23 protein-coding genes are annotated in these 25221 nt (G+C 69.3%); 10 read left to right on the forward strand and 13 right to left on the reverse strand.

What is annotated here, in order from left to right; all coding sequences use genetic code 11:
* Positions 1–92: 92 nt before the first annotated feature.
* Genes AC1HC7_RS15995 through AC1HC7_RS16005 form a run of 3 tightly spaced genes read left to right on the forward strand, consistent with a single transcriptional unit; the run spans position 93 to position 3361 of the window.
* The gene (locus AC1HC7_RS15995) at positions 93–1313 is read left to right on the forward strand and encodes a 3-dehydroquinate synthase (RefSeq protein WP_479496724.1); all 1221 of its coding nucleotides are present in this window, start codon (positions 93–95) and stop codon (positions 1311–1313) included.
* A complete protein-coding gene (gene eboE / locus AC1HC7_RS16000) occupies positions 1314–2495 on the forward strand; it encodes a metabolite traffic protein EboE (RefSeq protein WP_479499214.1) in 1182 nt (393 codons plus the stop codon).
* Complete coding sequence (locus AC1HC7_RS16005) at positions 2492–3361, forward strand: UbiA family prenyltransferase (protein WP_479496722.1); 870 nt, start codon at positions 2492–2494, stop codon at positions 3359–3361. The genes eboE and AC1HC7_RS16005 overlap by 4 nt, the downstream gene beginning before the upstream one ends.
* A gap of 8 nt (positions 3362–3369) precedes the next feature.
* Here the strand turns inward: AC1HC7_RS16005 and AC1HC7_RS16010 are convergent, their stop codons facing one another.
* Positions 3370–4752: an alkaline phosphatase family protein gene (locus tag AC1HC7_RS16010; protein ID WP_479496721.1), complete on the reverse strand. Its 1383-nt coding sequence runs from the start codon at positions 4750–4752 to the stop codon at positions 3370–3372.
* A 125-nt stretch (positions 4753–4877) separates the two neighbouring features.
* Here AC1HC7_RS16010 and AC1HC7_RS16015 point away from each other — a divergent pair, with 125 nt between their 5' ends.
* From AC1HC7_RS16015 to idi, 3 genes are read left to right on the forward strand one after another with little or no spacing between them, the layout of a single operon-like run.
* Complete coding sequence (locus AC1HC7_RS16015) at positions 4878–5741, forward strand: EboA domain-containing protein (RefSeq protein WP_479496720.1); 864 nt, start codon at positions 4878–4880, stop codon at positions 5739–5741.
* Between the two features lie 3 nt (positions 5742–5744).
* Entirely contained in the window at positions 5745–6665 is a 921-nt protein-coding gene (locus AC1HC7_RS16020; RefSeq protein ID WP_479496719.1) for a TatD family hydrolase, read from the forward strand.
* A 25-nt stretch (positions 6666–6690) separates the two neighbouring features.
* Positions 6691–7245 (forward strand): isopentenyl-diphosphate Delta-isomerase, encoded by a 555-nt coding sequence (idi, locus tag AC1HC7_RS16025; protein WP_479496718.1) that lies wholly within the window; start codon positions 6691–6693, stop codon positions 7243–7245.
* 109 nt (positions 7246–7354) lie between these two features.
* Here the strand turns inward: idi and AC1HC7_RS16030 are convergent, their stop codons facing one another.
* The 4 genes from AC1HC7_RS16030 to AC1HC7_RS16045 all read right to left on the reverse strand — a co-directional run bounded on the left by AC1HC7_RS16030 (position 7355) and on the right by AC1HC7_RS16045 (position 11470).
* Positions 7355–7837: a rhodanese-like domain-containing protein gene (locus tag AC1HC7_RS16030; RefSeq protein WP_479499215.1), complete on the reverse strand. Its 483-nt coding sequence runs from the start codon at positions 7835–7837 to the stop codon at positions 7355–7357.
* 23 nt (positions 7838–7860) lie between these two features.
* Positions 7861–9498, reverse strand: a complete 1638-nt coding sequence (xrtD, locus tag AC1HC7_RS16035; RefSeq protein WP_479496716.1) for a VPLPA-CTERM-specific exosortase XrtD — start codon at positions 9496–9498, stop codon at positions 7861–7863.
* Between the two features lie 287 nt (positions 9499–9785).
* A complete protein-coding gene (locus AC1HC7_RS16040; protein WP_479496715.1) occupies positions 9786–10502 on the reverse strand; it encodes a cupin domain-containing protein in 717 nt (238 codons plus the stop codon).
* A 164-nt stretch (positions 10503–10666) separates the two neighbouring features.
* Positions 10667–11470 carry a sulfotransferase gene (locus AC1HC7_RS16045; protein WP_479496714.1) on the reverse strand — a complete coding sequence of 268 codons (804 nt, stop codon included), beginning with the start codon at positions 11468–11470 and terminating at the stop codon, positions 10667–10669.
* A 182-nt stretch (positions 11471–11652) separates the two neighbouring features.
* On the opposite strand from AC1HC7_RS16045, the gene AC1HC7_RS16050 reads away from it, so the two are divergent.
* On the forward strand, positions 11653–12711 hold the full coding sequence (locus tag AC1HC7_RS16050) for a hypothetical protein (RefSeq protein ID WP_479496713.1): 1059 nt from the start codon (positions 11653–11655) through the stop codon (positions 12709–12711).
* Between the two features lie 97 nt (positions 12712–12808).
* On the opposite strand, the gene tsf is transcribed toward AC1HC7_RS16050, so the two are convergent.
* The 6 genes from tsf to AC1HC7_RS16080 form a co-directional block, all read right to left on the reverse strand.
* Complete coding sequence (gene tsf / locus AC1HC7_RS16055) at positions 12809–13702, reverse strand: translation elongation factor Ts (protein WP_479496712.1); 894 nt, start codon at positions 13700–13702, stop codon at positions 12809–12811.
* A gap of 236 nt (positions 13703–13938) precedes the next feature.
* Positions 13939–14838, reverse strand: coding sequence for a 30S ribosomal protein S2 (gene rpsB / locus AC1HC7_RS16060; protein WP_479496711.1), 900 nt, complete (start codon positions 14836–14838; stop codon positions 13939–13941).
* A 345-nt stretch (positions 14839–15183) separates the two neighbouring features.
* The gene (locus AC1HC7_RS16065) at positions 15184–15687 is read right to left on the reverse strand and encodes a MarR family winged helix-turn-helix transcriptional regulator (RefSeq protein WP_479496710.1); all 504 of its coding nucleotides are present in this window, start codon (positions 15685–15687) and stop codon (positions 15184–15186) included.
* Positions 15688–15770: 83 nt separating this feature from the next.
* Positions 15771–16073: a succinate dehydrogenase assembly factor 2 gene (locus tag AC1HC7_RS16070; protein WP_479496708.1), complete on the reverse strand. Its 303-nt coding sequence runs from the start codon at positions 16071–16073 to the stop codon at positions 15771–15773.
* Between the two features lie 185 nt (positions 16074–16258).
* A complete protein-coding gene (locus tag AC1HC7_RS16075) occupies positions 16259–16645 on the reverse strand; it encodes a helix-turn-helix domain-containing protein (RefSeq protein ID WP_479496707.1) in 387 nt (128 codons plus the stop codon).
* A 178-nt stretch (positions 16646–16823) separates the two neighbouring features.
* Positions 16824–17621, reverse strand: coding sequence for a TatD family hydrolase (locus AC1HC7_RS16080; RefSeq protein WP_479496706.1), 798 nt, complete (start codon positions 17619–17621; stop codon positions 16824–16826).
* Between the two features lie 246 nt (positions 17622–17867).
* Between AC1HC7_RS16080 and AC1HC7_RS16085 the strand changes: the two genes are divergently transcribed.
* From AC1HC7_RS16085 to AC1HC7_RS16095, 3 genes are all read left to right on the forward strand, one after another.
* Positions 17868–19070: a pyridoxal phosphate-dependent aminotransferase gene (locus tag AC1HC7_RS16085; protein WP_479496705.1), complete on the forward strand. Its 1203-nt coding sequence runs from the start codon at positions 17868–17870 to the stop codon at positions 19068–19070.
* A gap of 272 nt (positions 19071–19342) precedes the next feature.
* A complete protein-coding gene (locus AC1HC7_RS16090) occupies positions 19343–20470 on the forward strand; it encodes a carboxylate-amine ligase (RefSeq protein WP_479496704.1) in 1128 nt (375 codons plus the stop codon).
* 279 nt (positions 20471–20749) lie between these two features.
* A complete protein-coding gene (locus tag AC1HC7_RS16095) occupies positions 20750–21652 on the forward strand; it encodes a DUF2189 domain-containing protein (RefSeq protein ID WP_479499216.1) in 903 nt (300 codons plus the stop codon).
* Between the two features lie 332 nt (positions 21653–21984).
* On the opposite strand, the gene AC1HC7_RS16100 is transcribed toward AC1HC7_RS16095, so the two are convergent.
* Positions 21985–23640, reverse strand: a complete 1656-nt coding sequence (locus AC1HC7_RS16100) for an FAD-binding dehydrogenase (RefSeq protein WP_479496702.1) — start codon at positions 23638–23640, stop codon at positions 21985–21987.
* Between the two features lie 182 nt (positions 23641–23822).
* On the reverse strand, positions 23823–24650 hold the full coding sequence (locus AC1HC7_RS16105; RefSeq protein ID WP_479496701.1) for an SDR family oxidoreductase: 828 nt from the start codon (positions 24648–24650) through the stop codon (positions 23823–23825).
* Positions 24651–25221: the final 571 nt, after the last annotated feature.

The raw sequence follows: 25221 nt of genomic DNA on the forward strand, positions 1-25221 counted from the left end.
TCCGACCGGAAGTATCGCGCCTGATCGACATGGCGCAAGTCAAAAGCGCCCGGGATCAAACACCGGGCGAAACCCTCGGGGGGAGAATGTCCATGACGGCCGATTCAACGCGCAAAGCAGGCGCGGATCCGGGCGCGGCGACGGCGGGCGCGGTCCGCTACATGCAGCGATTCTCGGTGCCCTACGAATATCTCGTGGCCTTCACCCGCGATCTGTTCGCGCCGGAAAACCCGCTGCTGGTCGAATCGCTGAGCGCGCGCGAACCCGAAAAGCGCCACCGCTGCCTGGTGTTCATCGACGATCAGGTGGCGGCGGCGCAGGGTGATCTCGCCGCGCGCGTCACCGCCTATTTCAGCGCCCATCCGGCGCGGATGCAGCTGCTGGCGCCCCCGGCCCTGGCGCCGGGCGGCGAGCGCATCAAGACCGAACTGACCCATATCGAGGCGGTGCACGAGGCCATCCACCGGCTGCGCGTCGACCGCCATTCCTACGTGATCGCCATCGGCGGCGGCGCGGTGCTCGACGCCGTGGGGCTGGCCGCGGCCACCGCGCATCGCGGGGTGCGCCACATCCGCGTGCCGACCACGGTGCTGGCCCAGAACGACAGCGGCGTCGGGGTCAAGAACGCGGTCAACCTCAACAACGTCAAGAACTACATCGGCGCCTTCGCGCCGCCCTGGGCGGTGCTGAACGATTTCGACCTTCTGCGCACGCTGCCGCGCCGCGACCGCATCGCCGGAATCGCCGAGGCGGTGAAGGTGGCGCTGATCCGCGACGGCGCGTTCTTCGCATGGCTGGAGGCCAACGCCGACGGGCTCGCCGCCTTCGATCCGCCGGTCGAGGAGCGCATGATCCGCCGCAGCGCCGAACTGCACATGCGCCAGATCGCCGAGGGCGGCGACCCCTTCGAACAGGGGTCGGCCCGGCCGCTGGATTTCGGCCACTGGGCGGCGCATCGGCTGGAGGCGCTGACCCATCACCGCCTGTCCCATGGCGAGGCGGTGGCCATCGGCGTGGCGCTCGACACCCGATATTCGGCGCTGGCCGGGCTGCTGCCCGAGGCCGACGCGCTGCGCGTGGCGGCGCTGCTTGAACATCTGGGGCTGCGCATCCACCACCCGGCCCTGACCCGGCGGGGCGCCGACGGCGAACCCGCGGTGCTTCAGGGCCTGCGCGAATTTCGCGAACATCTGGGCGGCGAACTGACCGTCACCCTGCTGAACGGGCTTGGGACCGGGGTCGAGGTCAACAGCATGGACCCGGATCTGATCCTGCAATCCATCGACTGGCTGGCGGCGCGGGAGGGGCGCTGAATGACCGCCGCAACGCCGCAGCGCCTCACCTATTGCCTCAACATCCACCCGGCCGAGACCTGGTCCGAGGTCGCCGCCGCGCTCACCGGCCCGGTGCGCGCGGTGAAGGCGGCGGTGTCGCCCGACGCGGCCTTTCCCGTGGGGCTGCGGTTTTCCGGGCAATGCCTGGCGAGGCTGACCGAATCCGGGCCGCGCGCCGAACTGAAGGCCATTCTCGCCGCCGAGGATTTCGCGGCGGTCACCGTCAACGGCTTTCCCTACGGCCCGTTCCACGGCGTGCGGGTCAAGGAACATGTCTACCTGCCCGACTGGCGCAGCCCCGAGCGGCTCGCCTACACCAACGGGCTCGCCGACCTGATGGCCGAAATCGCGCCCGCGGGCGACATCGCCAGCCTCAGCACCGTGCCCGGCGCCTTCAAGCCGCGGGGCCGGGGCGCCGAGGCCGAGATCGCCGAGAACCTGCTGCAGGCCGCCGGCCATTGCGCGCGGCTGCGCGACGCCACCGGGGCGACGGTGGCGCTGGCGCTGGAGCCCGAACCCTTCTGCCTGCTCGAAACCATCTCCGAAAGCATGTCGTTCTTTGACCGCCACCTGTTCGGCCCGTCGGCGGTGCGGCGCATGGCCGATCTCGCCGGGCTCGATCGCGGCGCGGCGGCGGCGGCCCTGACCCGGCATCTCGGGCTGTGCTACGACGTTTGCCACGCGGCGGTGGAATTCGAGGACCCGGCGGGCAGCGTCGCGGCGCTGCGCGAAGCGGACATCCCCATCCACAAGCTGCAGCTGAGCGCCGCCCTGCGCGCCCCGCGCATGAACGCCGCGACCCGCGCCGCCATGGCCGGGTTCGACGAACCCACCTACCTGCATCAGGTGGTGGCGCGCGGCCCCGGCGGCCTGACGCGATATTCCGACCTGCCCGAGGCGCTGGCCCGCGGCGCCGCCTCGGACGGCGAGGAATGGCGGGTGCATTTCCACGTGCCGATCTTCGTCGAGCGGCTGGAGGCGTTCGAGACCACGCAGGATTTCCTGTCGGACATCCTCGCGCTGCATCGCGAAACCCCGATCTCGCCGCATCTGGAGGTCGAAACCTACACATGGGGCGTATTGCCGCCCGAATTGCGGGGCGCGCGCATCGAGGACGCCGTCGCGCGCGAACTGCGCTGGGTGGCGGACCGCCTGCGATGAGCGCCGGCGCCCGGGATTGGCGGGTCTGGCTGCGGCTGGGGCGGGTGTCCAACCTGCCCACGGTCTGGACCAACGGCTTGGCGGGCTGGGTGCTGTCGGGCGCCGGGCCGGACGCGCGCCTGTGGCCGCTGCTCGCCGCCCTGTCGCTGTTCTACGTGGCGGGGATGTATCTCAACGACGCCTTCGACGCCGAGATCGACGCCCGCGAACGCGCCAATCGGCCGATCCCCATGGGCGAGGTTTCGCGCGGCCTGGTGTTCGCGCTTGGCGGCGCGATGCTGGCGCTTGGCGCGTTGCTGGGGGGCTCGCTGGGCTGGCGGGCGGGGCTTGGCGGGTTGGCGCTGGCCGGCGCCATCGTGCTTTACGACTGGCTGCACAAGCGCACGGTTTTCAGCCCGCTGATCATGGGCGCCTGCCGGTTTCTGACCTATGTCACCGCCGGATTCGCCGGCGGCGGGGTCACCGGCGCGCTGCTGATCGGCGGGCTGGGATTGTTCTGCCACGTGGTGGGGCTCACCTACGCCGCCAAACAGGAGGCCTACGATCGCATCGGCGCCGCCTGGCCGCTGGCGGTGATGGCCGCGCCGGTGGCGGCGGGCGGCGTGGTGATCTGTTTTTCGTTTGGCGGCGCGCCGCTCGCCGCGACGCTGCTGGCGGTCTACGCGCTTTGGGGCGCCTGGGCGATCAGCCTGCTGTTCCGCCGCCGGCCCGGCGACGTGCCGCGCGCGGTGGTCAGCCTGATCGCCGGGATCTCGATCTTTGACGCGGCGCTGATCGCGGGCATGGGGGACTGGGCGCTGGCGCTGCTGGCGCTGGCCGGCTTCGCCGCCACGCTGGCGCTGCAAAAGCTGGCGCCGGGGACATGACCGGCCGTTCAGTCGAACACATGCGCCAGCATCAGCGCCTTGAAATCCACCGCCGCCACATGGCCGTCGGGCATCAGCCCCGGTTCCGACGAAATCACCAGCGGCCCGTCATCCGGGTCGTCGGTCAGCCGCCCATGGGCGCCTTTGACAAGCTGCGTGTCCTTCAGCGAGATCAGGTCCATCAATTGCCGGAACCCCAGCAGCCGTTTGCCCAGCCGCCAGCCCGCCGCCAGCCTGGGCCAGCGGATGGCGGGGTCCATGAACAGCTCCACCGGGTCGTAGCCGGGTTTTCTGTGGATATCGACGGTGCGCGCGTAATCCGGGGCCCGCTGGTCGTCGAGCCAGTAATAATAGCTGAACCAGCGGTCAGGGCGCGACACGGCGACAAGTTCGCCCGAATTCGGATGATCGAGCCCGTTGGCGGCCTTTTCCGCCGCATCCCAGACCGCCTCGACGCCGTCAAGCCGCTCGATCAGCGCCTTCACCTCGGCGATGCGCGCCGGATCGCGCACATAGACATGGGCGATCTGGTGGTCGGCGACGGCGAAGGCGGCCGAGGCGCCGGCGTCGAACTGTTCGCGCCCGCGTTCCTCGCGCACCGCCACCAGCCCGGCTTCGCGCAGGGCGCGGTTGATGTGAACCGCGTCGGTGCAGGGCGTGATCCCGTATTCCGAGACCACCAGCACGCGCCGCCCCTCGCGGTCCGCCTGGTCGATCAGGCGGCCGCAGATCTCGTCGATCTCGCGCAGATCGGCCTGGATGCGCGGATGCGACAGGTCCGGCCCCAACCGCTGCAGGTTGTAATCCAGATGCGGCAGATAGGTCAGCGTCAGGGTCGGGTCGCGGGTCTCCATCACATGCGCGGTGGCCCCGGCGATCCAGTCGCTGGCGCTGCGATCGGTCAGCGGCCCCCAGAACTTGAACAGCGGAAACTGGCCGAATTTCGCGTCCAGCTCGTCATGCAGTTCCGGCGGAAAGGCGTAGTGATCGGGGATCTTGCGCCCGTCGGCGGGATACATCGGGCGGGGCGTGGCGCTCCAGTCCGCGGTGGAATACATGTTGTACCACCAGAACATCTTGGCGCAGGTGAAGGCGGGATCGCGTTTGCGCCCGGCCTCCCAGACCTTTTCGCCGCCCACCAGCCGGTTCGATTGACGCCAGAGCCAGACTTCGGCCAGATCGCGGAAATACCAGCCATTGGCCACCGCGCCATGACCCGCGGGCGGGGTCCCGGTCAGCAGGGTCGATTGCACGGTGCAGGTGACGGCCGGGGTCACGGCGTCGAGCGGGCGCAGCCCGCCGCGCGCCGCCAGCCTGGCCAGATTCGGCGTATGGGCGCCGACCAGCGAGGGCGACAGCCCGACGACGAGGATCACGAGCGTTCGATTCATGGGGATGCGGTTCATGCCGGGCATCCTCGACGAAGAACCGCGCCCGCTCAACAGCTAAAGCGGCTTTGACAATGCCCGGCGCGCGATGCAGCCTGACCGTCGAGCCGCCTGAAACGGAGTCCGAAATGATTGCACCGCTCAACCTGTTGCGACGCTGGGTCATGGCCCGCGCCGGCGACGAGGCCGGCTGGTTCGCCGGGCAGCTCGACCTGCTGGGCGCGGGCGCGCCGGAGCGGGCGCTGCACATGACGCTGGGCTACGCGCCGCGCCGGCTCGGCAAGGCGGATCTGGCGCTCGGCGCCGCCGAACTGGCCGAGGCCGACGCCGCGCGCCCCGGCTGGCGCCCCGCGGACTGGAGCATCGACGGCGCCGCGCGCGTCGCCGCCCTGCTCGCCCACAAGTCCGACCGCCCCTTCGCCGAACGCTTCAAGGATCTGCGCCGCACGTCGGACGTGGCCGAGATGATCGCGCTCTATCGCGGATTGCCGCTGTATCCCGACCCCGAAACGCTGTTTTTCGAGGCCGGCGAGGGGCTGCGCTCCAACATCGTCGCGGTGTTCGAGGCCATCGCCCATGACAACCCGTTCGCGCGCGATCATTTCGACGATCATCGCTGGAACCACATGGTGCTGAAGGCGCTGTTCATCGGCGCGCGATTGGCGCCGGTGGTGGGGCTGGATGCGCGCGCCAACGCCGAACTGGCGCTGATTCTGCACGATTTCGCCCATGAACGCTGGGCCGCCGGGCGCCCCGTGCCCGACGAACTCTGGCGCTGCGTCGGCCCCTTCGCCGCCAGCGACGCCGCGCTCGCCGATCTGAAACGCGCGCTTGGCGGGCCGCCGGGACAGCGCGCGGCCGCGGCGCTGGCGCTGGCGGCGAGCCCGGCGCCCGAGGCCGCCGCGCTTCTCGCCGCCGAGGGCGACATCGCTGAAAGGCTCGCCAGCGGCGCGCTGACCTGGGACACCCTGCCCGCCGAGGAGGCCCGTTGAAAAATGTTCATCGACCCGCATGCCCACATGATTTCCCGCACCACCGATGATTACGAGGCGATGGCCGAGTCCGGCGTGGTGGCGGTGATCGAACCCGCCTTCTGGCTGGGCCAGCCGCGCAGCTTCGTCGGCAGCTATGTGGATTACCTGTCCACCATCGTCGGGTTTGAACGCTTCCGCGCCGGGCAGTTCGGCATCCGCCATTACTGCACCGTCGGGCTGAATTCCAAGGAGGCCAACAACGAGGAACTGGCCGAAGGCGTGATGGAATGGCTGCCGCGCTTCGCGCTGAAGGAGGGCGTCGTGGCCATCGGCGAGATCGGCTATGACGAGCAGACGGCGCTGGAGGACCGCTATTTCCGCCTGCAGCTGGCGCTGGCGGTGGAACTGAACCTGCCGGTGATGATCCACACCCCGCATCGCGACAAGAAGCGCGGCGCCTCGCGCTCCATGGATGTGTGCGAGGAGATGGGCGTCGATCCCTCCATGGTGGTGATCGACCACAACAACGAGGAAACCGCCGCCGAGACCCTGCAGCGCGGGTTCTGGGCCGGGTTCACCATCTACCCGTCGACCAAGATGGGCAATGCGCGCATGGTCGAGCTGCTCAAGCAGTATGGCGGCGAACGGATCATCGTGGACAGCGCCTGCGACTGGGGGATTTCCGACTGTCTCGGCGTGGCGAAGACCGCGAAACTGGCGCTGGAAAGCGGCGTCTCGCCGGAGGTGGTGCGCAAGGTCACCTATGAAAACGCGCTGGCGGTCTACGGAAAAAGCGGCCAGATGCACGAGGATGACTGGCTGAACCCGCCCGAGATCGACCAGCGCACGCTTTACGAGGGCAACTCCATCCTGCGCGGCGGGCGCGAGCCGCGCATCGAGGCCCCCGGAACCCGGCGCGCCGGCGACATGCTGATCGAATGATCACGGCGGCGCGGGGGCATCTTCGATGAGCGATCGCGCGCGCCCGCATGACGCCGGGCTGATGATCCCCTGCATCGACGCGGAAGGCGGCCTCTATCCGGTGGAAAAGCTGGAGGCGCATCGTCGGGGGTTGAAGCATCTGGCGATCTCGGTGTTCGTGTTTTGCGGGGATGATCTGCTGCTGCAGCGCCGCGCGATTGGCAAATACCATTCGGGGCTGCTGTGGACCAACACCTGTTGCTCGCATCCCCATATGGGCGAGGAGATCGGCGCCTGCGCCGCGCGCCGGGTGGGCGAGGAGCTTGGTTTCACCCTGCCGCTGGTCCCGGCCTGCGTGGTGGACTACCGCGCGGATGTGGGCAACGGGCTGATCGAGAACGAGCGCGTGCATCTGTTCGTGGGGCGCGCCGATCGCAATGCGCTGCGCATCGCCCCCGACCCGGCGGAGGTCGCCGACACCCGCTGGATCGCCCCCGAGGCGCTGACCCGCGAGGTGGCGCAGCGGCCCGAGGCGTTCTCGGCCTGGATGCGCATCTATCTCGCCGATCCCGACAGCTGGCGGCGGGTGGCGGCGGCCTGACAGGGGCGGCGGTTGGGCCCGGCGCGCACGGCTGGGGGGGCGCCGCATGCCCGGCGATCGCGCCGGGCCGGTTTCCTGCTTGCCAGACCCGCGAGGATCTTTCAGGGGGTCAGGGGGCGGGTTTGACCGGCAATCCGCGCGCCAGCCAGCCATCGGGGCGGCCATGCACCCCGGCGCTCACGTCGACGATATTGGTCATGCCGGCTTTTCGCAGATATTGCGCCACATAGCCCGAGCGCATGCCGGTGGCGCAGATGAAGCCGATCTTGCCGTCGGGGTCGGCCTCGCGGATCGCGGCGACGCGGCCGAGGAAATCCGGATCGCGCATGTCGATGGGCCGGGCCACGTCGGGCACGCCGGACTCGGCCCATTCCTCGGGGCGGCGCACGTCGATCAGCGTCAGCGCCCCCGATTGCGCCGCGGCGCGCGCGTCCTTGACGCTCATGGTCGTTGCGTGACCGGCGGCGGCGGCCGGCGGCGCGAGCCCCGCCAGCGCCGCCGCTGCGCCAAGTCCGACAGCCAGGCCCGCGCCCAGCGCCGCGCGGCGCGACGCCGCGTCGGAGCCGATCGCCTTGCGGTGGTCCGCCGTCAAGGGCGCCCGCCGGCCCGACGGCATCAGGTTTTCGACCGGTATTCGGGGATGAAGCGCCTGAGTTCGGGCATCATCCCGGTCATGAAGTCGACCAGCCGCGCATCGGCCTTTTCCTCGCCTTTTTCATCGCCGCGCGTGATCGGCGTGATCACCCGCACCAGCGCGCCGTCGGTGCGGCCCATGGCCAAGGAATCCCACACCGTATAGGCCTTGGTCACGTAGTCGTTGGTCAGACGGCGGCCGCGCTGTTCGAACCAGTAATAGACCAGCTGGCGGTTTTCGCCCTTCTGGATGATCGAGCGGTTGACCTCGAAGGGCGCGACTCCGGCGCTGTCCGGCAGGGTGATCAGCGCATCCTCGATCGAGGACATCTCCCAGCCGCCGACCGGGATGCAGACTTCAGGCGAATGGATGCCGCTGCCTTCGGTTTGCTTGAAGTAGTAGGCGGTGAAAAAATCCACCGGCGCGGCTTCGTTGGGGCTGGTGTAGCTGGCGGAATAATAGTCGTCGGCGCCCAGCACCCGTTCGATGCTGGATTCCAGCAGCCGGCTGGATCCGTTCCAGTCGCCCAGCGTGCGCGGGAACACCGCGAAGGGGTCGCGCTGGATCCGCGTCGCCGGGGTTTCCGGCGTCGCCACCCAGACCCCGGCGATGGTCGTGGACGCGATCGCCGCGACGATGATGCCGCGCGACGGGCGCAGGTCGGTGACCCGGCGCAACTGCTTGCCGACATTGTCGAAATCGAGGTCCAGCGCCTCCATCAGCGGCATGGGGCGCTTTTGCAGGCGCTGCATGGCCCAGGCCATGAAGAACAGCAGCGCGATGCTGATGGCGAACAGCACCCAGCCCTGGAACAGGTGCAGGAAGCCCTCGGCCTGTTCGATGCCGTAATTGTCGACCAGAATGCCGATGACGCCGATGCGAAAGCTGTTCATCAGCACGGCGATGGGCATCGCCGACAGCAGCAGCACCGCCTTGTGCCACCACGGGCCGCGATACAGCACGCTGAACACGTAGCTGAAGGACATGATCGGGAAGATGTAGCGCAGCCCCGAACAGGCCTCCGCCACCTGCAGCTTGTAGACGCCCAGATCGATGACATTGCCGTCGAGGAACACCGAAATCCCCATGGCGCGCACCATTTCGACGCCGATCTGCGAGGAGATCAGCTGCAGCCCCACGGTCACCTGCCAGTAGATGAACTGCGGCAGCGGCAGCATGAAGATCAGATGCAGCACCGAGGGCCAGAAGATGATGCCGCGCTTGAATCCGTAGACGGTGAGGATCATCCCGCCCACCCAGAGGATGAAGGCGTAGGTGATGATGTCGGGGATGCGCACCAGATTGCCCATCACCGCGATGCCGAGCGCCAGCACCGTGACCATCACCCCCTGCCAGCGGTCGGTGATCGGCTGCGTGGTGGGCGGCACCAGCCGCATCTCGCGCAGGAACAGGAAGGAGGACAGCACCGGGATCAGCGGTCCGTGGGAATATTCCGGCACGCCCCATGCCTGAGCCAGCGACACGAATCCGTCCCAGAACAGCGGAATCGTCGACAGGACAGTGACCAGCAGCCAGAAAACGCCGAGGGCATTGCCCCGGGCCGCGTTCGGAATCATGCCGCTATGGCCGATCTTGGGGTCAATTGACGAAACAGACATGACTAGGCTTCCCTCCCGAAATCCACCCCGACCGCGCCTCGAACACGAGAGCGCCGGGACGGGTCGCTTTTGCGGCCACACTCCGCGCAGCATTCAGACAACTCAAGCACCACTCTCGTTAAATACCCGTAATCGCGGCTCGAATGGTGTCAAATCCGCGTCAGACGGCCCGAAGGAGCGCAATTTACCCAGGTTTTGCGGCGCAATTGCGACGATTGGCAGCAGGGCGGCGCCGTTCATGCGCCGCCCCCGCGGGGCGCGGGCGCGCCCGATTCGCCGCTCGCCGATCACGCCGTCCCGCCCGTTCGGCCCGCCGCGCCTCCGCCGCCGCCGGGCGCGGTCCGGGGCTGCGCCAGATGGCCGCTTTTCACCCAGACCCGCGCGCCATGCGGGCCGGCGCGCGCCGCCAGCGCCTCGCCCGGCGGCAGGCGCAGCCAGGACTGCACGTCGAAGGCGTCGCCCGAGTCCTCGAAACCACCCTCCACCACCAGCAGTTCGAGCCCCTCATGCCCGCGCAGCGCGATCTCGGCCTGCGGGGCCCAGATCTCCATGCGCACATCCTCGCGCGCGTCGCGATGCAGGGGGATCGTCGAGACCCCGGGCCGGTCGCGGGCCGGGGTCGCGGGCGCGATCGCGGCGTCGACGCGGACCTGCCGGCGATCCGCCGGGTCGAACTGCCAGAGCTTCACCAGAATGACGCAGCCCTGCGCCGCGCCCGGCCGGTGCCGGGTCGTCGGCGGGTTGCGCACATAGGTTCCGGCGGGAAAATCCCCGTGCTCGTCCTGGAACACGCCGTCGAGCACCAGGAATTCCTCGCCGCCGTCATGCACATGGGGCGAGAACCGGCTGCCCGGCGCGAAACGGACGATCGTGGTGGCGCGCGCCACTTCGTCGCCGATGCGATCGAGCATCCGGCGATGCACCCCGGGCATCGGCGTCGCGGCCCAGTCGAGCCGCCCCGCATGCACCGCGGCGCGCTTGCTGAAATCCGCATTCAGATTCATCAGATCGCTCCCCGCCCGGATCCGCCGCCGGGCGTTTTCGCGCAACCGGCCTCTGGGACATATTGGGATCGCGCGGCGATTTTCCAGAGCGACCAGCGTTAACGGGCGCCCCGAGGCCGAACGGATCGGTGATCGAGACCCCAAAACGAGGCCAGCGAGCAAGGTCAGTGATCGAGGCGGCGGTCCAGAAGCGCGCGGACCCGATCGCGGTCCAGCTCCTCGCCCAGCAGGTCGAAAAACGGCTGCAAGGCGCCCGGATCGGTCGAAAAATCCTCGTAGCGGGTCAGGTGGCAGCAATTGGGATGGGCGGCGGCGTAATCGGCGAAGCGCCTGTCGCTGTCGGCGATCATCGCCCGGACCTCGTCTTCGTCCTCGCCCTGCCACCATCCCGACTTGACCACGTCATCGGCGGCGCGGGTGTTGAACAGGAAATGCGCGTTGGGAAAATTCGCCCGCATGAAATTCAGCATCGGCGCCAGATCATCCCCGAGGCGGCCGTAGCGGATTTCCTTGAAGCCGATCCAGCGGCTGTCGGGCGGCGGGTTCAGGATGTGGGAGATGAACAGCGCGATCAGCGCCCGCCCGTACTCCTCGGGCACGATGTTCTCGGCGCCGTACCAGGGATGCGCGTCGTCGGTGACCTCGGCGCCGAAATTGCGCCTGGTGAAGTTCGACAGCCGCCAGGTGCGAAACAGCGCCTCCAGCACCCGGTCGTTTTCGTCGCGCATGCGCAGGCTGCGGATCACGTCGCGGATCCACAGCCGGACCGAGCCGCGCGGGCGACGGTAGCGATAGCCGGATTCGCGCCAGCTGCGGAACTGCATCTCCAGCACCCGGTCGCTTTCGCCGCGCAGGCAGGCGCCCGGAATGGCGTTCAGAATCCGCTGCAGGACGGTCGACCCCGACCGCCCGTAGGTGACGATGAAAATGCTGCCCCGAAGCCGCGGCAGGCCAAGCTGCGCTGACATGTCTGGATGCTCCCTGACGCCGGATCGCGCCGGGCGCGGCGCCGCGCCCGTGCCGATGCGTTGCCTAACCGACCGAATGGACGGACACAAGATGGACGGACGCGAGTCCGGGCCTCGCTTGCAAAGGATACACCCCGTCGCTAAACGTGCGCCGACCGCCCCCAAGCACAGGACAGGCGCTGATGACCCGACTATTCGTGCATATCGGCCACCCGAAGACCGGAAGCACCTTCCTGCAGGCTTTTCTGGGCAGGAACCGCCGGCTGCTTGGGGATCAGGGGGTGATGGTGGTGGACGGCGACGGCGAGATCGCGCCGCGAAAACACCGCCGCTGCAATTACTGGCGCTACGCCAGTCGGCCCGACTCCGACCCCAACCGGCTGGCCGACCTGGTGCGCGCCCACGGCGATGGCGACATCCTGGTGTCCTCGGAAAGCTTCGTCAGCGAGGCGTATCTCGACCCGATCCGCCGCGCCGCCGAACATGCCGAGACCCATATCCTGTATTACGCCAAGCGTCAGGATTCGTGGCTGCTGTCCTCCTGGGGGCAATGGGGCATGCGCAACGGCAAGTCGCTGGGCGACGTGGTGAAGGCGTCGCTGCGCAAGAACACGCTGGATTTCGCCGCCATCGCCGCGCCCTGGGCCGAGATCAGCGGGCGCGACCGTTTCCACACCCGCTTCATCGACAAGGCCTATCTGCATGACGGCGATCTGCTGGCCGATTTCAGCGCCGCGACAGGCATTGACCTGGAGGGGCTGTTCATCCCGCCTCGCGCCAATGTCAGCCTGCCGGGTCCGATGCTGGATTTCCTGGTGCGCCAGCCGCATCTGTTCGCCGACGCCCATGATTCGCAACTCAGCGACCTGCTGCGCGGGCTTGGCGGCGACGCCCCGGGCAAGACCCTCACCAGCAGGATGTTCCGGCGGATCGAGGCGCATTACGAGCCGCTCAACAAGCGTTTCGTCGAGGATTTCATGCCCGGGATCCCCTATGCGCCGGTGATCCGCGCGGCGGACGCGCGGGTGTCCGACGACCCGCCCCATCCGGCGGACTCGCGCGACGTGATGATCGCGGCGCTGCTGCAGCTGGCGAACAGACAGCAGGCGCAGATCGACGAGCTGACGCGCCAGATGCGCACGCTGCCTGGCCCGATCCGGCGCATGATGCGCGCCAACGGCCGCGCCGGGGCCGCAGGCCGCCCGGGCTGGCTGGCGTCGCTGCGCCCCGCAAAACGCTAGGCCACGCCCCCGCAAAACGGAAACCCCCGCGTCGCGCGACGCGGGGGTTTTTTGGTTCGCCAGGCCGGCGCGGGGGCGGCGAGCCCCCGCGCGGATCTCAGCCGCCCATGGTCTTGGCGACCTCGGCGGCGAAATCCTCCTGCTTCTTCTCGATGCCCTCGCCGACCTCGACGCGCCGGAAGCCGGCGATCTCGATGCCGTCGCCGGCCTCTTTCAGCGCCTTCTCGACGGTCAGATCGGGGTTGATCACGAAAGTCTGCTTCAGCAGGCAGACCTCCTGGAAGAACTTGTTCATGCGCCCGACGATCATCTTCTCGATGACGTTGTCGGGCTTGCCGGATTCGCGGGCCTGCTCGGTGAGCACCTGCTTCTCGCGCGCCACCAGCGCCGGGTCCAGATCGGCTTGCGACAGCGCGGCGGGGTTGGTCGCGGCCACATGCATGGCGATCTGCCTGCCGATGGCGCGGGCGGCCTCGGCGTCGCCGCCCTTCAGGGCCACCAGCACGCCGATCTTGCCCATGCCGTCGGCCACCGCGTTGTGCACATAGGCGGCCACCACGTCGCCCTCGACCGCCGCCATGCGCCGCAGGTTCATGTTCTCGCCCACGGTGGCGACCCTGGCGGTCACGGTCCCGGCCACGGTGTCGTCGCCCATGGGGGCGGCGAGCAGCGCCTCGGTGTCCGCGACGTCCAGCGCGATCTGCGCGATTTCGCCGACCATGTTCTGGAATTCGGCGTTGCGGGCGACGAAATCTGTTTCGGAGTTCAGTTCCACCGCCACGCCGCGGCCGTCCTTGACGGCGACGGCCACAAGGCCCTCGGCGGCGATGCGCCCGGATTTCTTCGCGGCCTTGGACAGGCCCTTGGTGCGCAGCCAGTCGGTGGCCGCCTCCATGTCGCCGTGGTTTTCGGTGAGAGCCTTCTTCGCGTCCATCATGCCCACGCCGGTCTGGTCGCGGAGCTCTTTCACCATTGCTGCGGTGATCGCCATGTCTTCATCCTCGCGATGAGCGGGCGCGCCGGGGAAATCGCCGGATGCGACTGAGCGCCGGCGGCGCGCCGCTGATTTCGGGTCGTCTGTTCTGGGGTCGTCTGTTCTGGGGTCGTCTGTTCCGGGGTCGTCTGTTCCGGGGTCGTCGAACAAGGTCGTTGGTTCGGATCTGTCTTCGGGGTCGCCCGCCCCGCGCGGCGGCGCGGCGGGCGATGTCGTCAAGCGCGGCGCGCGGTTCAGGCCTTGGCCGCCTCGGCCGGGGCCTCGGCTTCAGGCGCGGGGGCTTCAGGCGCGGGGGCTTCAGGCGCGGCTTCGGCGGGCGCTTCGGCTGCAACTTCGGCGGGCGCGGCTTCACTCGGCGCGGCCGCCTCGACCACCTCCTCGACGGCGAGCGCCTCGTCCTCGGGCAGGTCTTCCAACTCGCCCAGATCGAACCCGGCCTCGCCCAGCTGCGCGGCCATGCCGTCCAGCGCGGCGCGGGCGATCAGGTCGCTGTAGAGCGCGATGGCGCGGGAGGCGTCGTCATTGCCCGGGATCGGAAAATCGATGCCGATCGGATCGGAATTCGAATCCAGCACCGCGATCACCGGAATGCCCAGCTTGCGGGCCTCGGCGATGGCCAGCGCCTCCTTGTTGGTGTCGATCACGAAGATCAGGTCCGGCAGGCCGCCCATCTCGCGGATGCCGCCAAGCGAGGCCTGGAGCTTTTTCTGCTCGCGCTCCATGGTGAGGCGCTCTTTCTTGGTGAAGCCCTCGGCGCCGTCGGCCAGCTTCTCATCCAGCTTCTTCAGCCGGGTGATCGAGTTGGAGACGGTTTTCCAGTTGGTGAGCGTGCCGCCCAGCCAGCGGTGGTTCATGAAATACTGCGCGCAGCGCTCGGCCGCCTCGGCGACCGGCTGCGCCGCCTGGCGCTTGGTGCCCACGAACAGGATGCGGCCGCCCTTGGCGACCTTGTCGCGCACCGCGACCAGCGCCGCGTCGAGCAGCGGCACGGTCTGGGTGAGGTCCATGATGTGGATGCCGTTGCGATCGCCGTAGATGTAGCGCCCCATGCGGGGGTTCCAGCGATGCGTCTGGTGGCCGTAATGCACGCCGGCTTCGAGGAGCTGGCGCATGGAGAATTCGGGCAGAGCCATTCTGCGTTTTCCTTTCCGGTTTCAGCCTCTGCGGGGGTAGAGCGCGAGCCCAACCGGCGGACCGTCCGGGATGTCTCCCCTTTCGGCCCAAACCCCGCATGCGGTTTGATCTGCGCGCCTATACGCGCCCCGGGCGGCGAATGCAAGGCGGGGCGCCAAAACCCGCCGCGCAACGGTTTTTCGCCGGAGGGGCCCGATCGCGCGCCGCGGCGCGCGCAAAGCGCCGGCCCGGCGTCCTGGGGGGACTGCCGGACACGAATCCGCCCGGCGCGGAACTGCCGGGCATGGGACTGCCGGACACGGGACTGCCGGGCATGGGCCCCGGGCCGAACGCGGTCGCGGCGATCAGTAGATGTAGCGGATCTGATCCATCCAGAAGCGTTCCAGCCGCCGCATGCCGTTGTTGATGTCGCCCAGACGCTCCTCGCCCACATGGTCGTCGGAGATCACCGCCTCGGCATGGCGCGCGAACAGCGCCGAGACCGAATCGCGGATCATGCGGCCCTTGGGCGTGAGGCGGATGCGCACCGAGCGGCGGTCCACGGCGCTGCGTTCGTGATGCAGATACCCGGCCTCGACCAGCTTCTTGAGATTGTAGGAGACATTGGAGCCCTGATAGTAGCCCCGCGATTTCAATTCGCCGGCCGTCACCTCGTTGTCCCCGACATTGAACAGCAGCAGCGCCTGCACGCTGTTGATGTCGATCATGCCGAGGCGCTCGAATTCGTCCTTCACCACGTCGAGCAGCAGCCGATGAAGACGTTCAACCATGACGAGCAGATCCACATACTGGCCCTGAAAGCCCGTCTGCGGCGTCTCCGCCCGCGCCATGCTCGCATTGTAGCCCATGCGTCCTCTCCAACCGGTCCATTCGTCAAAGGGCAGAATCGGTCAAAGAGGTGTGGATGCGGTTAACGCCGCCCAGAGGCGACTCAGCCGTCGCGCCGGGGCCGGATCCGCTGATGGGCGCGCAGGGTTTCGATGATGTCGCGATGCGCGGGCGGATGCGGCGCGGCGCCGGTGATCCACAGGTAGAGATCCTGGTCGTTCTCGCTCATCAGCGATTCCAGCGCATCAAGATCCGCTTCCGCCTCGCCCTTGAGCAGCGCGTCGGCGAAGGGGCCGAGAATCAGGTCCATCTCCTTCATGCCGCGCCGCCAGCAGCGGATGCGCAGGCGTTTCAGCCGCGTGGCGCGCGCCTCGGGCGGCGCGGTCTCGCGCAGGGGGTCGATCATTGGCGCACTCCTTTGGCGGCGTCATCCCCCAGCGGGCCCGGCGCGGACGCTCCGGTCGAAAAGCCGGCCGCGGCGGGGGGCGCAGAGGGAGCGCGGCGGGTCGGGCCGGGGCGCAGCGAGGGCCGAGCAAGCGGGTTTTCCGCCCAGGCCCGCCCGGCGCGCCACCCCGGCAAGGCGGCGCGGGCCTAGACGGACCGGTCCTGGAACTGCCCGGCGCGCAGCCGCTTTTCCAGCCGCGCCAGGCGCTCGCTGAGCTGGATTTGCGCCATGCGCACGCTGCGCAGATCGGCCAGCACCGATTGCGAATCCGGGTCGAGCTCGGCGGCCGGGGCGACGCCGTGGCCGCCCTCGCCGGTGAGCAGCCAGATGATCGAGACATTGAGCACCCCGGCCAGCATCTGCAGCTTGTTGGCGCGCGGTTCGGAGCGATCGCTTTCCCAGTTCTGCAGCGTCACGGCGCGCACGCCGATGCGCGCAGCCAGCTGATTCTGGGAAAGCCCGAGCGCCTCGCGCCCGGCGGCGACGCGATCGCCGAAGGTGGCCGCGTCCTCGCTGAAGTAATCATCTGCCATGGCCGTGTCAGTCCCTTTGTTGGCCCCCCGCGCGGGGGGCCTCGGTTTGGGTCGATGACTGCATGCCCGTTTTCTAGCGCCGCGCCAAGCCTTGGCGCATGCCGCCGCGCGACCAGAAACCGCCGAAACCCGTCATCGAACGCGAATCGCGGGGCGCAAACGCCCCCGGCGCGCGACCTCAGATCCCGAACAGCCGGCGCGCAGCGCCCGTCGCGTGCGCGGCCAGCGACGCGGGGCTCTCGCCGCGCAGATCCGCCACCACTGCGGCGATATGCGTCAGATGCGCGGGCTCGTTGCGGTTGCGCGAGGCCTTGCGCGGCGCCGTATCGGAGCGCGGCAGCGACCGCGGATGCAGCCAGGGCGCGTCGGTCTCCAGCATCAACCGCCCGGCGGGAATGCGCGGGACCAGCGCCTGCAGCCCCTGTCCGCGGCGTTCGTCGCAAACCCAGCCGGTGACGCCGATGGCCAGGCCCAGTTCCAGATACCCGTCGAGCGCCGCCGCGTCGCCGGTGAAGCAATGCAGCACGGCGGGCGGCAGGTCGCCGCCCATGGCGCGCAGCATCGCCAGCATCTGCGGCGCGGCGTCGCGTTCATGCAGGAACAGCGGCATGGCGCGGTCGGCGGCGAGGGCCAGCTGCGCGTCAAAGGCGCGGGTCTGTTCGGCGGGGGTCGAGAAATTGCGGTTGAAATCCAGACCGCATTCGCCCACCGCGCGCACCGGCGCCCGATCCAGCAGATCGCGAATGCGCGGCGCCTGCCCAGCCCAGTCCGAGGCCCGGTGCGGGTGCAGCCCGGCGGTGACGGCCATGCCGGGCCGGTCCCGGGCGATCGCGACGCAGGCCGCGGCGCCGTCGGCGTCGCCCCCGGTCAGCGCCATGAAGGCGACGCCGGCGTCGCGGGCGCGCGCGATCACCGCGGCGCGGTCGGGATCGAAGCGCGGATTGGCGAGATTGACGCAGATGTCGAACAGCTCCATGGCGCGACCCTAGCGGGGCGCATCCATCCGATCCAGCGGCGGGTGGGCGCGATCCGCCCCGGACTCGCGCGCATCGCCGCGGGGCGCGCGCCGCCGGACGCGCGGCGGCCGGATGCATCGGAACGGGCGGGCCCAGCGGCGCGACCCTGACCCCGGGGGATTCCCGCCCATGGGGGCATTCGCCGTCTTGCCGCCCGTTTCGCGCGGGCGTAGACAGGGGCCGAACGCAAATCAGGAGCCAAGATCATGGCCTTTCTCGCCGACAGCCTCGCCCGCGTGAAACCCTCTCCCACCATCGCCGTGTCCACCAAGGCGCGCGAGTTGAAGGCGGCGGGCAAGGACGTGATCGGCCTCGGCGCCGGGGAACCTGATTTCGACACCCCCGACAACATCAAGGCCGCCGCCAAGGCCGCGATCGACGCGGGCCACACCAAATACACCGCCCCCGACGGCATCCCGGAGCTCAAGCGGGCGATCTGCGACAAGTTCCGGCGCGACAACGGGCTTGCCTACGATCCGTCCCAGATCTCGGTGGCGAACGGCGGCAAGCAGATCCTCTACAACGCGCTGGTGGCGACGCTCAATCCCGGCGACGAGGTGGTGATCCCGGCCCCCTACTGGGTCAGCTATCCCGACATGGTGCTGCTGGGCGGCGGCGAACCCGTGCCGGTCGAGGCGACGCTGGAGAATGATTTCAAGATCACCCCGGCGCAGCTGGAAGCGGCGATCACCCCGAAGACCAAGTGGTTCATTTTCAACTCGCCCTCCAACCCCTCGGGCGCGGGATATTCGCGCGCCGAACTCAAGGGCCTCACCGACGTGCTGATGCGCCACCCCCATGTCTGGGTGATGAGCGACGACATGTATGAGCACATCGTCTACGCGCCGTTCGAATTCTGCACCCCGGCGCAGGTGGAGCCGGGCCTGCATGATCGCACGCTGACCTGCAACGGCGTGTCGAAAGCCTACGCCATGACCGGCTGGCGCATCGGCTATGCCGGCGGGCCGGTCGAACTGATCGCCGCCATGCGAAAAGTGCAGTCGCAGAGCACCTCCAACCCGTGCTCGATCTCGCAATACGCGGCGCTGGAGGCTCTCACCGGCCCGCAGGACTACATCGTCGCCAGCCGCGCGGCGTTTCAGCGGCGCCGGGATCTGGTGGTGTCGATGCTCAACCAGGCGACCGGGCTGCAATGCCCGACGCCCGAGGGCGCCTTCTACGTCTACCCGTCGCTGAAGGCGCTGATCGGCAGGACCGCGCCCTCGGGCAAGGTGATCGAGAACGACGAGGTCTTCGCCACCGAGCTGCTGGAAAGCGAAGGCGTCGCGGTGGTGTTCGGCGCCGCCTTCGGTCTGTCGCCGAATTTCCGGGTCTCCTACGCCACTTCGGACGAGGCGCTGACCGAGGCCTGCACCCGCATCCAGCGCTTCTGCAACGCGCTGAAATAGCTGTCTTGCGCGTCCCGGGCCTGATCCGGGACCGCCCGACCGGTTGCAGCGCGGCCCCGGATCCCGCCCCGCCGCGAACACCGCGATGCGCACGGCGCAGGCGGCCTTCAACGCCCGGATCGCGCTCGCCCGTCCGATCCGGTCCCGCGCCGGCGCCGTGGACAGCGGCCCGCCCGGCCCCGGCCGCCGAAACCTTTGTCAGCCCCGGCGACTTGCGTCTAGGATCGGGGCAAGGCGCGACGGGAACGCCGCGGGACATGGGAGCGCATGCGATGGACAGACCCTCGTTCACCCTCGGCATCGAGGAGGAATACCTGATCGTCGATCGCGAAACCCGCGATCTGGTGCGCGAACCCGACCCGGATTTCATGAAGACCTGCTCCGAACGCCTCGGCGATCAGGTGACGGTGGAATACCTGCGCTGCCAGGTCGAGGTCGGCACCCGGGTTCACGGCACTGTCGGCGACGCGCTCGACGAACTTGTGGCGCTGCGCGGCTGCGTCGCCGAATCGGCCGAGAAATGCGGCTACGCGGCCATCGCCGCCTCCACCCACCCCTTCGCCCGCTGGCGCGACCAGACCCACACCCGCAAGCAGCGCTATGACAGCCTGCGCGCCGATCTGGGCCACACCGTGCGGCGCATGCTGATCTGCGGTTTCCACGTGCATGTGGGCATCGAGGATGACGACATGCGCATCGACCTGATGAATCAGGCGACGTATTTCCTGCCGCATCTGCTGGCGCTGAGCTGTTCGTCGCCGTTCTGGGAGGGCGAGGACACCGGGCTGGCCAGCTACCGCCTGACGGTGTTCGACGCGCTGCCGCGCACCGGGCTGCCCGATCAGCTGAATTCCTATTCCGAATACCAGCGGCTGGTGGCGCAGCTGGTAAAGGTGGGCTGCATCGAGGACGCGACCCGCATCTGGTGGGACATCCGGCCTTCGGCCAAGTTCCCGACGCTGGAACAACGGGTCACCGACGTGTGCAGCCGGGTGCGCGACGCCGCCGCCATCGCCGCGCTGTATCAATGCCTGATCGCCTATCTTTATCGCCTGCGCAGCCTCAACCAGCGCTGGCGGCTGTATCCGCACACGCTGATCCGCGAAAACCGCTGGCGCGCCCAGCGCTACGGGGCCAGCGGCAAGCTGGTGGATCACGGTCAGGGCCGCATGGCGCCGCTGCCCGACCTGATCGAGGAGCTGATCGACATTCTGCGCCCCGAGGCGGAGATGCTGGGCTGTCGCGCCGCGCTGGTGCATGCAAGGCGCATCGCCGCCGACGGCAATTCCGCCGATCGCCAGCGCCGGGTGCACGCCGCCGCCCGCGCCCGCGGCGCCGACGACCGCGAGGCGCTGGTGGAGGTGGTGGATTCGCTGATCGCCGAATTCACCGAATCCTGAACGGCGAACCCGCCGGCGAACGGCCTGACGGATGGCCTGACGGATGGGCGCCCCCGCCCGCCCCCGCCCGCCCCCGCCCTGCGCCGGGTCAACCGCGCGCCGCCTTGCCGCGTCAACCGCCCGCCCGCGCCGTCCCTGCGGCCAAACTGGTTTCAATTCACAACTTTATTCAGCGCGCGCAAACAGTTGCCTTGAGAGATCATTTTCTGGCGCCGCCCGGCGATTCGCCCCTAACCTGTCGCAAAAGCCATGCCGGCACGCCGAACAGGGAGACGAGACATGACCGAAACCACCTCCGTTTCAGGCCCCCCGCCAGAGTCCGGGCCAGAGTCCGGGCCAGAGTCCGCGCCAGAGTCCGCGCCCGATCCGACCGGCGAGACGCCCCCGCGCGTCTATCCGAAAATGCCGGTGGTCAACGCGGTGAGCTTCGACGACATTTCCTACGCCTTTCACAAGGGGGTGGAGGATTTTCGCGCCGCGCCGCGCTACGGGCTGTTCTTTGGCGGCATATACGCGCTGAGCGGGCTGCTGCTGCTGATGTTCCTCACCTGGTTCAAGATGCCGTGGATGATCCTGTTCTTCGGCATCGGGTTCCCGCTGGTGGGCCCCTTCGTCGCCGTCGGCCTTTATGACGTGAGCCGCAGGCGCGCCGCGGGCCAGGCGCTGAACTGGAAAGGCGTGCTCGGCGTGGTCTTCGCCCAGCGCAAGCGCGAACTGGGCTGGATGGCTTTCGTGGTGCTGTTCATCTTCTGGTTCTGGCTCTATCAGGTCCGGCTGCTGCTGGCGGTGTTCCTCGGGTTCAAGTCGTTTTCCTCCATCGAGGCGTTCCTGACCGTGGTCACCACCAGCGTCGAGGGCGCGGCGTTTCTCATCGTCGGCTCCATCGTCGGGGCGTTTCTGGCGCTGGTGCTGTTCTCGGCCACGGTGGTCGCGATTCCGCTGCTGCTGGACCGGGACCGGGATTTCATCACCGCGCTGATCACCAGCTTCCAGGTGGTGATCCGGAACCCGACGCCCATGGTGGCCTGGGGGCTGATCGTCACCGCGATGGTGATTTTCGGCATCCTCACCGCGTTCCTCGGGCTGATCGTCATCCTGCCGATTCTCGGGCATGCAACCTGGCATCTCTACACCCGGGCCGTGGGGCCCGAGCCGGCCGGGACCGACCCTGCCGCCGCCTGACGCCGATTCGGGGGCGGGCGCGCGACTCAGCAGCCGGCATCGGAATCAGGCAAGAAAAAAGGCGCGGATCCCGGAAGGAGGATCCACGCCCTGAAGTTGTTAAATAGCATCCAGTGTGGCCGAGGGGCCAGAAACCGGAACAGTGAACCCGATTTCACATCCGGAAATGAATGTCGGCCTCCGCCTTTTGACGTGATCTTTGCGGACCCCGCCAGCGCCCGCGACCTTGCTTCGCGATAGCGCCTCCCCCCAACTCGTCCTTGAAACAAGTTCAACGTAATTGATTCGGCGTTATACAAACGTGATAGAAATCTGATCCCCGCGCCCGCGCCTCAGACCGCCGCCGCCGCGGCGCGCCCGGCGGCCCGGCCCGAGAACAGGCAGCCGCCCAGAAACGTGCCCTCCAGCGCCCGGGCGCCATGCATGCCGCCGCCGCCGAACCCCGCCGCCTCGCCCGCCGCAAACAGGCCGGGGACCGGCGCGCCGTCGGGGCCGAGCGCCCGCGACTGAAGGTCGGTCTCGATCCCGCCAAGCGATTTTCGGGTCAGCACATGCAGGCGCACCGCGATCAGCGGCCCGTTGGCGGGGTCGAGGATCCGATGCGGCGGCGCGGTGCGAACAAGCCGGTCGCCCAGATACCGGCGGGCGTTGCGAATCGCCATGATCTGCGCGTCCTTGCAGAACCGGTTGTCGAGCTGCGCGTCGCGCGCCGCGATCTCCGCCTCGATGGCCTTCGGGTCCAGCAGCCCGTCGCCGCTGAGCGCGTTCATGGCGCGCACCAGATCGGCGATGTCGTCGCGAATGATGAAATCCTCGCCCCTTTCCTTGAACGCCTCCACCGGCGCGGTGGCGCGCGACCCGAAGGCGCGCGCGGCCACCAGCCGCCAGTCCCTGCCGGTCAGGTCCGGGTTCTGCTCGGACCCCGACAGCGCGAATTCCTTGCGGATGATCTTCTGGGTGAGGATGAACCAGGAATAATCGCGCCCCGTGGACAGGATGCGCCCCAGCGTGCCCAGCGTGTCGAATCCCGGCAGGAACGGCGCCTCCAGCCGCTTGCCCAGCGCGTCGAACCACATCGCGGAAGGCCCCGGCAGGATGCGGATGCCATGGGCCGGCCAGATCGGGTCCCAGTTCCGCACGCCCTCGCAGTAATGCCACATGCGATCGCGGTTGATCAGCCGCGCCCCGGCGGCGCCCGCCATGTCGATGGCCCGCCCGTCCACGTAGTCGGGAACCCCGGCGATCATGTTTTTCGGCGCGCCGCCAAGGCGCGACGGCCAAAGCGCGCGCACCTTGGCGAAATCCCCGCCCACGCCGCCCGAGGCGACGATCACCGCCCCCGCCGACAGCTGAAACGCGCCGATCTCGTCGCGGTTGGCGGGGGCGCCGCGCGGCGCGCCGTCATCGGCCAGCACCGCCCCCTCGACCCCGGTCACGGCGCCGTTGGCGCGCGTCAACCCGTCGACCCGGTGGCGAAAGCGGAACCTCAGGCGCCCCGCCGCCGCCTGCGCGCGGGCGCGCGCCGCAAAAGCCTCGACCAGCGCCGGGCCCGTGCCCCACACGATGTGGAACCGGGGGACCGAGTTGCCCGGCCCGCTCGCGCCCCGGCCGCCGCGTTCGGCCCAGCCCACCACCGGAAAGAATTTCAGGCCGCGCGCGCGCAGCCAGGCGCGCTTCTCGTTGGCGGCGAAATCCACATAGGCCTCGGCCCAGGCGCGGGGCCAGCGATCCTCGGCGCGATCGAACCCCGCCGTGCCCATCCAGTCGCGCAGCGCCAGCGCATGGCTGTCCCGCACCCCCATGCGCCGTTGTTCCGGGCTGTTCACGAGCATCAGCCCGCCGAAGGACCAGAAGGCCTGGCCGCCGAGGCTCTGCGGCCCCTCCTGATCCAGCAGCGTCACCCGCCGCCCGGCCTCGGCCGCCTCGACCGCGGCCGCCAGCCCGGAAAGACCCGCGCCCAGAACCAGAATGTCGGACTCCTGCGTCATCGCGCTTCTCCCCTGCAGCCGAAACCGCGCGGCGCGCCGGCAAGGCGGCGCGCCTGGCGGGCCAATGGCGGATCGGGATCCGCCCTACGAAAAATTCGCTGCGGCGCAGGGCGTCGCGGGTCGCGCCTGACGCGGCGGCTGGCGCAGGGCGGATCCCGATCCGCCATTGCCCCAGCGTGTCCTCAGGCGCCGCGCCCCGCCGCCCGGTCGGCGATCCGATCGAACCAGGCCTCGAGCCACGGCTTGACCACGCCGCCGAAGCGGCCCAGCGCCCACAATTCCCGGCCAACGAAGATTTCGCTGCGGCCGCGCGCCAGGCCCCTCAGCATCGCCGCCGCCACCGCGTCCGCCGACCACGCGCCGGCGCGCCCGGCGATGGCCGCGGTTTCGGGCGGCTTCAGCGGCGCCTCGCCCGCCAATTGCGGCGTGTCGGTGTCCGGCGGGTGGCAGATCGACACCAGCACCCCGTCCGGGCGGCATTCGGCGCGCAGCGAATCCACCAGCCCGCGCAGCGCGAATTTCGTCGGCGCATAGGCGCTGTACCCGAAAATCCCCATCAGCCCGGCGCCTGAGCCCAGCACGCAGACCCGCCCCCGCCCCCGCGCCCGCATCCCCGGCACGGTGGCGCGCAGGCTGTTCAGGACGCCGAAGTAATTCACCTCCATGAGGTCGCGGAACGCCGCCTCGGGGATGTCCTCGAACCGCCCGGGGCGCGCCAGCCCGGCCGAGGCGATCAGCAGGTCCACCGGCCCGAACGCGGCCTCGGCCGCCGCAACCGCCGCGCCGACCGCCGCCGCGTCGCGCACGTCCAGCGCCACGGTGCGGATGCGCGCATCGGGATGCGCGGCGCGGATCTCGTCGAAGGCGCCCGCCAGCCGGTCGCGCCCGCGCGCCGCCAGGGTCAGCGCCGCGCCCCGCCCCGCCAGCCGTTTCGCCGCCGCCAGCCCGATGCCGCTGGAGCCCCCGGTGATCAGCGCATGGGCGCCCAGACTGGTGTCGCGATCGGCCATGATGCGCCTCCTGGTTCGCTGCGGGCATGACGTGTCGGCCGAGTCCTCCGGGCCAATCACCGCGATGTCAACGGCCATTGCGCGGCCATCGCGCCGGCGACGCGCGCCGCCCCGGAGCGGCGAGCGATTCCCCCCCGCGCGCCCCTTGCCCGCGCGCGGCCTGACGCCTGCATTAACAATGAATGAATTCTGACATATAGCCCCTGCTTTTAGCTCGTTTTGCACGCTCATTGTCGCCGCAATCCAATTGCGCCGCCCCAGGGGTTGACCCTGCCAGCGAGTCAGCCTAGCGTTTCGACAGCGATTGGCCGAGCCAGTCCGACAGGGATGAAAACGCAACCGAAAATCGGTGCACTCTATCGTCGGGCGCCGTTCCCGCGGCGCCCGATACAGCGCGCTCGGGGCGCGCCGGACCCGGCATCCGAAAACCGCCCCAGGCGCGCAGCGCCGGGGCGCGCCGCCAGCCCCCTTCCAGCATGCGGCAATCATCGGCCGCCCCCGGAATCCACATCCATTTGCGCGCCGGCCGTGGCCTTGCATCGCGCCTGATCGCCCGAAGATTCTTGATTTC

The organism is Oceanicella sp. (assembly GCF_056449545.1).